The organism is Burkholderia sp. BCC0506 (assembly GCF_902833145.1).
Lineage (GTDB): Bacteria > Pseudomonadota > Gammaproteobacteria > Burkholderiales > Burkholderiaceae > Burkholderia.
In genome coordinates this window covers 23,394-35,727 of record NZ_CADFEN010000011.1, presented here as the reverse complement: position 1 = coordinate 35,727, position 12,334 = coordinate 23,394, and the positions used below count along the sequence as shown (strand labels likewise).

Genomic DNA, 12,334 nt, shown 5'->3' with positions numbered 1-12,334 from the left:
CCTCGCTCAACGCGCGGCGGGCTTCTTCACGCGCGCCGTGCTTTTGGCGGCAGGAGGCGCCGCCCCCGGCTTCCCCGCGCGTTTCACCGCGGCACCCCGCCCGCGCTTCGCAGCGGTTTTCGCAGCAGCGGCCTGCGCATCGCGCTGCGCATGCCACTGCTCGAGCAGCACGCGCGTCTGGTCGGCAATCGTGTCGATCACCAGCGCCGCGCGCTCGCCCTCGAACGCCTCCCATTCGAGCAACTGCAGCGCCGAGCGCTGCGCGATGTGGAACACCGTGATCTGCCCGAACAGGCTCAGCGCGCGCAACCGCGTGACGGGATCGTCGGCCGGCCGCCCGGAGATGCGGCCGATCAATTCCGCACTCACGTCGTTGAGCGGCTTGCGCATGCGCGTCATCAGGATTTCGCTCGCGCTCGCCGGCTCCTGGCCGCCCTGCTCGCGCGCGAAGAACATCCGCTGGTTCATCGTCTTCGGCGCGGTGAACATCCGGTCCGACAGCGCGCGCAGCAGCCCGACGAACGCATCGATCAGCACGTCGACGTTCGCGTCCGTATCGAGCATCGCGCGCGCATGGCCGACCGCCGGCGCGAATACCTGCCAGCCGTGCTCGGCGATCGTCTCGACACACGCGCGATACAGGCCTTCCTTGTTCTCGAAGTAGTACTGGAGCGCCGGCGCGTTCACGCCCGCCATCGCGGCGATCTCGCGCGTCGACGCGCCCGCGAACCCGCGTTCGCCGAACAGCTCGAGCGCCGCCTCGATGATCCGCTGGCGCGTTTCGTCGCCGCGCGCGTAGCCGCCCGCCGACGTGCGGCGCAGCTTCTTCGCTTCGTTCATGCCTTCCTCGTCATTCGGTCGATCCACATTCTACTTGACACAATTCTATCAACTGGAATAATTCTTCCACTTGGAATAATTTGGATCCCGTATGTCGACGCCACAAGACTCGCCACAGAAAGCAGATCGTCAGGAAAACGGAACAACACCACGCAACGGAAACGGCGGATCGAAGCGGCGCATCCTGCTCGCGATCGCCGTGCTCGCGGCCGTCGGCGGCGCGGTATGGCTCGGCCGCTGGTGGACGGTCGGCCGCTTCATCGAAAGCACCAACGACGCGTACCTGCAGGCCGACAGCATGACCGCCGCGCCGAAGGTCGCCGGCTACGTGACCGACGTCTACGTGCGGGACAACCAGCCCGTGAAGGCCGGCGATCCGCTCGTGCGGCTCGACGTGCGCCCGTACCAGGTCGCGCTCGCGCAAGCGCTCGCGACCGTCGACGCCCGCCGCGCCGATATCGCGCGCGCCGAAGCCGACATCAGCCAGCAGCGCGCGAACCTCGAACAGGCCGATGCGCAGGCGAAGGTATCGCGCATCAACGCGCAGCACGCGAGCGACGAGTACGCGCGCTATGCACCGCTCGCGGCGACCGGCGCCGAAACGCACGAGCGCGTGGCCGACCTGAAAAGCACGCGCGACCAGGCGCTCGCGACACTCGCCGCGAACAACGCGTCGATTGCCGCCGCCCGCACGCAGATCGCGTCGTTCACCGCGCAACTGCAGCAGGCGCGCGCGCAGCTCGAGGCCGCGCAAGCCAGCGCCGCACAGGCGCAGCTCGATCTCGACAACACGATCGTGCGCAGCACGCTCGCGGGCCGCGTCGGCGATCGCACGGTGCGCGTCGGGCAATACGTGCAGCCCGGCACGCGCCTGCTGACCGTCGTGCCGGTCGACTCGATCTATCTCGTCGCGAATTTCAAGGAAACGCAGATCGGCAACATGCGCATCGGCCAGCCCGTCGAGCTGCATGTCGATGCGCTGCCGGACGGCCCGCTGTCCGGCGTCGTCGACAGCTTCGCGCCCGGCACCGGCGCGCAGTTCGCGTTGCTGCCTCCCGAGAACGCGACCGGCAACTTCACGAAGATCGTCCAGCGCGTGCCCGTGCGCATCCGTCTCGCCGCGAACGCCCGCGCGCAGCGCATGCTGCTGCCCGGGCTGTCGGTGACGGTCGACGTCGATACGCGTTCGGCCCGCGACGAGACGCATCATGGCTGATACGCCCGCCTCGACCCCGCTGCCGCCGCACGAGGGCCGCGCGAGCGTGACCGACTGGATCGCGGTCGCGGCCGGGGCGCTCGGCGCGCTGATGGCGACGCTCGACATCTCGATCACGAACTCCGCGCTGCCGCAAATCCAGGGCGAAATCGGCGCGACCGGCACCGAAGGTACGTGGATCTCGACCGGCTACCTGATGTCGGAAATCGTGATGATCCCGCTCGCCGCCTGGCTCACGCGCGTGTTCGGGCTGCGCAATTTCCTGCTGACGAACTCCGCGCTGTTCATCGCGTTCTCGATGATGTGCGGCTGGTCGCATTCGCTGCCGATGATGATCGCCGGCCGGATCGGCCAGGGCTTCACGGGCGGCGCGCTGATCCCCACCGCGCAGACGATCATCCGCACGCGATTGCCGCTGTCGCAGTTGCCGGTCGGGATGACGCTGTTCGGGCTGATCGTGCTGCTCGGCCCACTGTTCGGCCCGGTGCTCGGCGGCTGGCTCGCGGAGAACGTGAACTGGAGCTGGTGCTTCTTCCTGAACCTGCCGGTGTGCCTGCTGCTGATGGCGCTGCTGGTGTTCGGGCTGCCGTCGGACCGCCCGCAATGGAGCGCGTTCTTCAACGCGGACTGGCTCGGCATCTTCGGCCTCGCGATCGGCCTGAGCTCGCTGACCGTCGTGCTCGAGGAAGGCCAGCGCGAACGCTGGTTCGAATCGCAGATGATCGTCACGCTGAGCGTCGTGTCGTTCGTCGGGATGATCCTGATCGCGTTGTCGCAGCGCTTCGCGAAGCGGCCGATCATGCGGCTGTCGCTGATGCGCAACCCGCGCTACGCGAGCGTGATCGTGATCGTGTCGGCGGTCGGTGCCGGGCTGTACGGCGTGTCCTACCTGCTGCCGCAGTTCCTCGCGATCGTCGCCGGCTACAACGCGGAACAGGCCGGCGCGATCATGCTGCTGTCGGGGCTGCCGGCGTTTCTCGTGATGCCGATCCTGCCGCGCCTGCTCGGCAAGGTCGATTTCCGCATCCTCGTGATCGCGGGGCTGCTGCTGTTCTGCCTGAGCTGCATGCTCGACATCGACCTGACCGCGCAGAGCGTCGGCCACGATTTCGTGTGGTCGCAGCTGATCCGCGGCCTCGCGCAGATGCTCGCGATGATGCCGCTCAACCAGGCGTCGATGGCGGCCGTCGCGCGCGAAGACTCGGGCGATGCGGCCGGGCTCTACAACATGGCGCGCAACCTCGGCGGCTCGATCGGGCTCGCGATCATCGGCACCGTGATCGACCGGCGCACGACCTTCCATACGGCGGTGCTGCGCGAATCGGTGAACGCCAACTCGCTGATCGGGCAGGATCGGCTGTCGGCCTATGCGGCGAACTGGTTCGCGCACACCGGCGACCTCGCGTATTCGAACATGCGCGCGCTCGGCCAACTGGCGCAGCAGATCCAGATCCAGGCCGTCGTGATGACCTATTCCGAAACCTTCTATCTGCTGGGCCTCGCGCTGCTTGCCTGCGTGCCGCTCGCGCTGCTGTTGAGAACGCCGCGCAGGCCGCAACCGATGTCGTCCGGCCATTGACCCGTCTTACGCGATGAAACCCTTCTTCCTGCCCCGCCGCCCCGCGCTCACCCTGTGCGCGGCCGCGTGCCTGCTCGCCGGCTGCACGGTCGGCCCCGACTACCGCGGCGCGCCGGCCGCACCGGATGCGCCGACCTTCGTGCGCGCACCGGCCACCGGCGTCGACACCGCCGCGCCCGCGCCGAGCGCATGGTGGCGCGCGCTGAACGATCGCCAGCTCGACGAGCTGATCGTCGCCGCGCTCGTGTACAACCCCGATCTGCACGCCGCGCAGGCGCGCTTGCGCGCGGCGCGCGCGCAGCTCTCGCAACAGCGCGCGGCGCAGATGCCGAAATCGTCGGCCACCGTCGCGGCCATCCGCATGCGCGAACCGGACGTCAGTGCGCTCGGCTCGCTGCTGCCGTCGAACGGCTCGGGGCAGTCGGGCGACACGTCGCCGTCGCTCGGCGGCTCGGGGCCGCTGCAACTTTATTCGGCGGGCTTCGACGCGACCTGGGAAATCGACCTGTTCGGCGGCACGCGCCGCGCGGTCGAAGCCGCTTCCGCGCAGGCCGAAGCCGTCGATGCCGATCTCGCCGACACGCAGGTGTCGATCGCGGCCGAAGTCGCGAATGCGTACGTCGACCTGCGCGACCAGCAGCAACGGCTTGCGTTGTCGCGGCGCACCGCGCAATTACAGCAGCAGATGCTCGAACTCACGCAGCAGCGCCGCGCGCGCGGCGTCGCGGCCGACGCCGACATCGAGCGCCTGACGACGCAGGTCGAGAACACGCGCGCGTCGCTGATCCCGCTCGATGCGCAGGTGACCGAATCGCTCGACCGGCTCGCGATCCTGACCGGCCGCGCGCCCGGCGCGCTCGACGCCGCGCTGTCGAGCCCGGACGCGGCATTGCCGACGCTGCCCGGCAGCGTCGCGATCGGCGACCCGGCCACGCTGCTGAAGCAGCGCCCCGATATTCGCGCGGCCGAACGTCGGCTCGCGTCGAGCAATGCGCAGATCGGCGAGCATGTCGCCGACTATTTTCCGAAGGTGACGCTGCTCGGCGATCTCGGTTTCAGCGCGAGCGACCCCGGCCACCTGTTCCGCAAGCAGAATTTCACGTGGGTCGGTGCGCCGTACCTGCAATGGAACATTCTGGATTTCGGACGCACGCGCGGCGCAGTACGCGCGGCCGAAGCGTCGCGCGACGAAGCGGAAGCGAATTATCAGAAAGCCGTGCTCGGTGCATTACAGGATGCCAACACCGCGTTGCAGCGCTACGGGCATCAGCGCGAACACGTCGTCGCGCTGACGAAGGTGCAGACGTCCGCCGTGCATTCGCGCGCGCTGATGGACCAGCGCTATCGCGCGGGCGTCGCGTCGATGATCGACCTGCTCGATACGCAACGCGAAGCGCTCGCCGCGCAGCAGAACGTGATCGCGGGGCAAGCCGAACTGATCAAGGACTACGTGTCGGTGCAGAAGAGCCTCGGGCTCGGATGGCAGGCCAGCGCCGGTTGACGGCGCCGACGCAAATCATGCGTAGCCGATGCATCATGCGCGCCGCAACAACTCATTGCGCGCGCAACAATACAGCTTCGATTCTTGCGCAACGAACGCGCTCGCGCCGCCTCGACGCCATGGCTATCGAAAACATATCGAATATCAGTTAGCCAATCGTCTGACGATCTCTTCTAATTCAGTCGGCTTTCCCACCACCGATCGGATCAAGGAGTTCCATCGTCATGTCCTCATCCTCCCATCGCGTGCTGCGGCACGCAGTCGCCGCAATCTGCGTGGCACTCTCCGCCTCTCCATACGCCGCCGAACTCACGCGCGACACCGGCGCGCCCGTCGGCGACAACCAGAATTCGCAGACGGCCGGCCCCGCCGGCCCGGTGCTGCTGCAGGACTCCGCGCTCATCGAGAAACTGCAGCGCTTCGATCGCGAGCGCATTCCGGAACGCGTCGTGCATGCACGCGGCACCGGCGCATTCGGCGAGTTCGTGCCGAGCGCCGACATCTCCGACCTGACGAAAGCGAAGGTCTTCACGCCGGGCACCCGCACGCCGGTATTCGTGCGCTTCTCCACCGTGATGGGCTATCGCGGCTCGCCGGAGCAGGCGCGCGACCCGCGCGGCTTCGCGGTGAAGTTCTATACGCAGCAGGGCAACTGGGACATGGTCGGCATCAACTGGCCGGTATTCTTCATTCGCGACGGCATCAAGTTCCCCGACTTCGTCCATGCGAACAAGCCGAGCGCCGTGACCGGCGTGCAGGACCCGAACCTCGCGTTCGACTTCTTCGCGCACACGCCCGAAGCGACCCACATGCTGACGAGGCTGTACACGAACGAGGGCATGCCCGATTCGTATCGCCACATGGACGGCTTCGCGGTGCATGCGTTCAAGTTCGTCAATGCGCAAGGCGACGTGCATTACGTGAAGTTCCACTGGAAGAGCCAGCAAGGCGTGCACGGCCTGCGCCCGCAAGAGATCCCCGCGTCGATCGGCCGCGACTGGAACATGATGACGAACGACCTGTACGGCGCGCTGAAACAGGGCGATTTCCCGAAGTGGGACCTGTACGTGCAGGTGCTCACGCCGAAGGACCTGAACCGCTTCGACTTCGACGCGCTCGACGACACGAAGGTCTGGACCGGCGTGCCTGAACGCAAGATCGGCACGATGACGCTCAACCGCGTGCCCGACAACTACTTCCAGTCGACCGAGGAATCGGCGTTCGCACCGTCGCGGCTCGTGCCGGGCATCGAACCGTCGGAAGACCGGATGCTGCAGGATCGCCTGTTCGCGTACGCCGACACGCAGATGTACCGGCTCGGCGCGAACTACATGGATCTGCCGATCAATCGCCCCGTCGTGCCGGTCGTCAACAACAACCAGGACGGCAAGATGAATGCCGGCGACCGCAAGGGCGAGGTGAACTACGAGCCGTCGACGCTGAACGAACTCGCGCAGGATCCGCAGTACAAATCGGTCCGCATGGCGCTCGGCGGCACGACGCAGCAGGAAGCGATCCGCAAGAAGCTGCCGTTCCGTCAGGCGGGCGAGTACTACCGCAGCCTGTCGCAGCAGGACAAGGACGACCTCGTCACCGCACTGTCCGGCGATCTCGGCCAGGTGAAGAACGCGCAAAACCAGTACGCGATGCTGTCGTACTTCTACAAGGCCGATGCCGACTACGGCACGCGCCTCGCGCAGGCCGTTCACGCGAACGTCCAGCAGGTGCAGTCGCTCGCGGCGAAGCTGAGCGACAACTGACCCCGCGACGCGTGTCGCTGCCGACGTGTGCGGTCGCGCCGCACACGTCGGCCAGGCCACTTCATCAGGACATCCTCATGCGATCCGAACGCTTCACCCACGCGATCCGCGCGGCCGCGGCGGCGCTCGCGCTGGCCGCGCTCGCCGGCTGCGCGCACCTGCCCGACCGGCCGACGTACGGCAAGGCCGACCCCGCCGCGCTGCGCCGCTACGACGGCGACTGGTTCGACGCCGCGCGCGTCGGCCGCGTCGATATCCTGCGCGCATTGCACGACGCCGGCTATCCGGTCGATGCCACCGACAGCCACGGCTATACGGCCGTGATCCTCGCGTCGTACGACGGCCAGCCCGCGGCGCTCGACTACCTGCTGTCGGTCGGCGCCGACGCGTGCGCCGGCGATCGTCACGGCAACACCGCGCTGATGGGCGCCCTCTTCAGGAACGAGCCCGACATCGCGCGGCGCCTGCTCGACACGCGCTGCCCGATCGACCAGACGAACGGCGCCGGCGAAACCGCGCTGGGGTTCGCGACGCTGTTCAACCGCTTCGAACTGATTCCGTTGCTCGTCGCGCACGGCGCGAATCCGAACCATGTCGACCGGCGCGGCCTGTCGCTGCTTCAGCTCGCGCTGACGCACGACAACACGTATGCCGCGGACGCACTGCGGGAAGCCGGCGCCAAACGGTAGCGGCCTTCGTTTCGCGTACGCGTGGCGAGATCACGACTGACGCAGGCGCATCGCAGCGCAGCGCACGTCGACATCCGCGCCGAAACAGCAGGAATACTACGGAACTCCGATGACGCACGGAACGGGCAACCCGTCAACGTGCGTCGTCTGCGCACACGTTCAGACTCGAACAAGTCGTCGAGCAGACGATAGAACACGATCCGCTCCGGATCGGGACGTTCGATTCCGTACCGCATAGCCCGCGCACGATGCAGCGACGCATCCATTCATCCGACCATTTCCGCCCTTCCAATACCTTCCTTTCGGCGCCTTTCTCCGGCTCCATCGAATCTCCATCTTTCCGCATCAAAGCCGTCAACTAATCCCCGCACACTCCGCCCCGTCAAAGCAGGCAGTGGGCTGCCTGCGCTTCCTGGAGTCGCTATGAAGAATCAGAAACGATGCTGCCACGGCGCCGTGTGCGCGCTGGTGGCGGCAATGCTGGCGGGTTGCGGGCCGTCCGAGCAGCAGGCCGCCGCGCCGGCCACCCCGGTGGCGGCCATGACCGTCGCCGCCACGCGCGTCGACGTGACCGAAGACCTGCCGGGCCGCGTCGCGGCCGTGCGGGTCGCCGAGATCCGGCCGCAGGTGAGCGGCATCGTGCAGCGCCGGCTGTTCGAGCAAGGCACCGAAGTGCGCGCGGGCCAGCCGCTGTTCCAAATCAATCCGGCGCCGTTCAAGGCCGAGATGGACACCGCTGCCGCATCGCTGCAGCGGGCGCAGGCCGCGCTCGAACGCGCGAAGGTGCAGACGGCGCGCTTCAAGCCGCTCGTCGAGGCCGATGCGATCAGCCGCCAGGTGTACGACGACGCCGTATCGCAACGCGACCAGGCCGCGGCCGACGTCGCGCAGGCCCGCGCGACGCTCGCGCGGCGCCAGCTCGACCTGAAGTTCGCGACCGTGGAAGCGCCGATCGCCGGCCGCATCGACCAGGCGCTCGTGACCGAAGGCGCACTGGTGTCGAGCAGCGACAGCCAGCCGATGGCGCGCATCCAGCAGATCGACCAGGTCTACGTGGACGTGCGCCAGCCCGCCGCCTCGCTCGACGCGCTGCGCGGCGCGCTCGCGTCGCAGCCGCAGGCGTCGGACAGCAACGGCCTGCCGGTCGACGTGCTGCGCGACGACGACACGCGTTACGACGTGCGCGGCCGCATGCTGTTCTCGGGCGTCAACGTCGATCCGGGCACCGGCGACGTGCTGCTGCGCGTGCTGGTCGACAACCCGAAGCGCCAGTTGCTGCCGGGCATGTACGTGCGGGCCCGCATTCCGCGTGCGCACTACGCCAGCGCCGTGATGGTGCCGCAACAGGCGGTCGTGCGCGCCGGCGGCAAGCCGCAGGTGTGGGTGCTCGACGCGAAGGGCAACGCGCATCTGAAAGCCGTCGAGATCGGCGAGCTGACGAACCGTCACTACCGCATCAAGTCGGGGCTGCAGGCCGGCCAGAAGATCGTCGTCGAAGGCATGGAACGCCTGACCGACGGTGCGCCGGCTACCGCGACCGACTGGAAGTCGCCTGACGCGGCCGCCACCGCGTCCGCGCACTGACTCACGAGGAGCGTCCCGTCATGGCTGAATTCTTTATCCGCCGCCCGGTATTTGCGTGGGTGATCGCCCTCTTCATCATCCTGATGGGGCTGATCGCGATCCCGCAACTGCCGGTCGCGCGCTACCCGTCGGTCGCGCCGCCGTCCGTCACGATCACCGCGACCTATCCGGGCGCCACGCCGCAGACGATGAACGACGGCGTGCTGAGCCTCATCGAGCGCGAACTGTCCGGCGTCAAGAACCTGCTGTATTTCGAATCGTCGGCCGATACGTCCGGTGCCGCGCAGATCGTCGTCACGTTCAAGCCCGGCACCAATCCGGAGATGGCGCAGGTCGACGTGCAGAACAAGATCAAGTCGGTCGAGCCGCGCCTGCCCGCCGCCGTGCGCCAGAACGGACTGATCGTCGAATCCGCGTCGTCCGGCTTCCTGATGCTGATCGGCCTGCGCTCCGACAACGGCCGCTTCGACGAAGGCGCGCTCGCCGACTACATGGCGCGCAGCGTGTCCGAAGAGCTGCGGCGCATCGACGGCGTCGGGCGCGTGCTGCAGTTCGGCTCCGAGCGCGCGATGCGCATCTGGGTCGATCCGCAGAAGCTGATCAATTTCGGCCTGTCGATGAGCGACCTGACAACCGCGATCGGCCAGCAGAACGTGCAGATCGCACCGGGCAGCCTCGGTGCGCTGCCCGCGCTGCCGGGCCAGCGCGTGACCGTGCCGCTCACCGCGCAGGGCCAGCTCACGACACCGGAAGAATTCGCGAAGGTCGTGCTGCGCGCGAACGCGGACGGTTCGAAAGTCGTGCTCGGCGACGTCGCGCGCGTCGAACTCGGCTCGCAGAACTACTCGTTCGTGAGCCGCGAGAACAACAAGCCGGCCACCCTCGCCGGCGTGCAGCTCGCGCCGGGCGCCAATGCGGTGAAGACCGCGGACGCGATCCGCACGCGCATGGCCGAACTGAGCAAGTCGATGCCGTCGGGCATGACCTACTCGATCCCGCTCGACACGTCGCCGTTTGTGAAGATCTCGATCGAGAAAGTGCTGCACACGCTGCTCGAAGCGATGGTGCTCGTGTTCCTCGTGATGTACCTGTTCCTGCAGAACGTGCGCTATACGCTGATTCCGGCGATCGTCGCGCCGATCGCGATGCTCGGCACGTTCGCGGTGATGCTGCTGACGGGCTTCTCGATCAACGTGCTGACGATGTTCGGCATGGTGCTCGCGATCGGCATCATCGTCGACGACGCGATCGTCGTCGTCGAGAACGTCGAACGCCTGATGGCCGAGGAAGGCCTGTCGCCGAAGGACGCGACGTCGAAGGCCATGAAGGAGATCACCGGCGCGATCATCGGCGTCACCCTGGTGCTGACGGCTGTGTTCCTGCCGATGGCGATGGCGAGCGGCTCGGTCGGCGTGATCTACAAGCAGTTCACGCTGTCGATGGCCGTGTCGATCCTGTTCTCCGCGCTGCTGGCGCTGACATTGACTCCAGCCCTGTGCGCGACAATGCTCGAGCCGCTCGCCCCCGGCCATCACGACAAGCGCGGCTTCTTCGGCTGGTTCAACCGCCGCTTCGATCGCCTGACGAAGTGGTACGAGACGCGCGTCGGCCGCCTGGTCGGGCGCACGGGCCGCGTGATGCTGGTGTTCGTCGCGATTTCGGGTGCGCTGGTGCTCGGCTTCCGCGGCCTGCCGTCGTCGTTCTTGCCGGACGAGGACCAGGGCTACTTCATCACCAGTTTTCTGCTGCCCGCGGACGCTACCGCCGAGCGTACGCATGACGTGGTCAAGACGCTGGAAAAGCATCTTGCTTCGCGTCCGGCAATCCAGTCGAGCATTTCCGTGATCGGCTACGGTTTCTCGGGCCAGGGTCCGAACGCGGCGATCAACTGGTCCGTGATGAAGGACTGGAAGAACCGCGGCGGCGCATCGACCCTCGAGGAAGGCATGCTCGCGCAGCAGGCGATGGCCGGCGTGACCGAGGGCACGGTGATGAGCCTGCTGCCGCCGGCGATCGACGAACTCGGCAACAGCTCGGGCTTCTCGATGCGCCTGGAAGACCGCGCTAACCAGGGCACGGCGGCGCTCAAGGCGGCTGAAGTGAAGCTGCTCGAACTCGCCGCGCAAAGCAAGGTCGTGACCGGCGTGTACCCGGACAGCCTGCCGGCCGGCACGAGCATCCGGCTCGAGATCGACCGCGCGAAGGCGGAGGCGCTCGGCGTGTCGTTCACGACGCTCAGCGACACGCTGTCGACCGCGATGGGTTCGACCTACGTGAACGACTTCCCGAACGCGGGCCGCATGCAGCAGGTGATCATCCAGGCCGACGCGCCGGCACGCATGCAGATCGACAACGTGATGAAGCTGTACGTGCGCAACGCGGCCGGCGGCATGGTGCCGCTGTCCGAGGTGGTGCGCCCTGTGTGGACCGACACGCCGCTGCAGATGGTGCGCTTCAAGGGCTATCCGTCCGCGCGGATCTCGGGCACCGCCGCCCCGGGCCAGTCGAGCGGCGCGGCGATGGCCGAGATGGAACGGCTTGCGGCGCAGCTGCCGCCCGGCTTCGCGGTCGAATGGACCGGCCAGTCGCTGCAGGAGCGCCAGTCGGCGTCGCAGGCGCCGATGCTGATGGTGCTGTCGATGATCGTCGTGTTCCTCGTGCTCGCCGCGCTGTACGAAAGCTGGTCGATCCCGCTGTCGGTGATGCTCGTCGTGCCGCTCGGCCTGATCGGCGCGATCGGTGCGGTGCTGCTGCGCGGCCTGCCGAACGACGTGTTCTTCAAGGTCGGGATGATCACCGTGATCGGCCTGTCCGCGAAAAACGCGATCCTGATCGTCGAGTTCGCGAAGCAGTTGCGCGAGGAAGGCAAGGGCTTGATCGACGCAGCCGTGCAGGCGTCGAAGCTGCGCCTGCGCCCGATCCTGATGACCTCGCTCGCGTTCGGCCTCGGCGTCGTGCCGCTGATGATCGCGACCGGCGCCAGCGCCGAGACGCAGCACGCGATCGGCACCGGCGTGTTCGGCGGCATGGTGACCGCCACGGTGCTGGCCATTTTCTTCGTCCCTGTTTTCTTTGTGTTCGTGATGAGTATCCAGGAGCGCATCGGCGCATGGCGGGCTTCCCGCAAGCAGCCGGCCGCCCCGACTCACGGACAGGAAGGTTGAT

The 12,334-nt window shown here is 67.4% G+C and carries 8 protein-coding genes; 7 read left to right on the top strand and 1 reads right to left on the bottom strand.

Features of this window, described 5'->3' with window-relative positions:
- Positions 1-6 precede the first annotated feature (6 nt).
- Positions 7-840 carry a CerR family C-terminal domain-containing protein gene (locus HWX62_RS23865; protein ID WP_175931605.1) on the bottom strand — a complete coding sequence of 278 codons (834 nt, stop codon included), beginning with the start codon at positions 838-840 and terminating at the stop codon, positions 7-9.
- Between the two features lie 91 nt (positions 841-931).
- On the opposite strand from HWX62_RS23865, the gene HWX62_RS23860 reads away from it, so the two are divergent.
- The 7 genes from HWX62_RS23860 to HWX62_RS23830 all read left to right on the top strand — a co-directional run bounded on the left by HWX62_RS23860 (position 932) and on the right by HWX62_RS23830 (position 12,333).
- Positions 932-2,056, top strand: a complete 1,125-nt coding sequence (locus HWX62_RS23860) for an HlyD family secretion protein (protein WP_175931604.1) — start codon at positions 932-934, stop codon at positions 2,054-2,056.
- Positions 2,049-3,635 (top strand): MDR family MFS transporter, encoded by a 1,587-nt coding sequence (locus HWX62_RS23855; protein ID WP_175931603.1) that lies wholly within the window; start codon positions 2,049-2,051, stop codon positions 3,633-3,635. The genes HWX62_RS23860 and HWX62_RS23855 overlap by 8 nt, the downstream gene beginning before the upstream one ends.
- A 13-nt stretch (positions 3,636-3,648) precedes the next feature.
- Entirely contained in the window at positions 3,649-5,136 is a 1,488-nt protein-coding gene (locus tag HWX62_RS23850) for an efflux transporter outer membrane subunit (protein ID WP_175931602.1), read from the top strand.
- A 224-nt stretch (positions 5,137-5,360) separates the two neighbouring features.
- Entirely contained in the window at positions 5,361-6,896 is a 1,536-nt protein-coding gene (locus tag HWX62_RS23845) for a catalase (RefSeq protein WP_175931601.1), read from the top strand.
- Positions 6,897-6,973: 77 nt separating this feature from the next.
- Positions 6,974-7,585 carry an ankyrin repeat domain-containing protein gene (locus tag HWX62_RS23840; RefSeq protein ID WP_175931600.1) on the top strand — a complete coding sequence of 204 codons (612 nt, stop codon included), beginning with the start codon at positions 6,974-6,976 and terminating at the stop codon, positions 7,583-7,585.
- A gap of 423 nt (positions 7,586-8,008) precedes the next feature.
- On the top strand, positions 8,009-9,169 hold the full coding sequence (locus tag HWX62_RS23835) for an efflux RND transporter periplasmic adaptor subunit (RefSeq protein WP_175931599.1): 1,161 nt from the start codon (positions 8,009-8,011) through the stop codon (positions 9,167-9,169).
- Positions 9,170-9,189: 20 nt separating this feature from the next.
- Entirely contained in the window at positions 9,190-12,333 is a 3,144-nt protein-coding gene (locus tag HWX62_RS23830) for an efflux RND transporter permease subunit (protein ID WP_175931598.1), read from the top strand.
- Position 12,334: the final 1 nt, after the last annotated feature.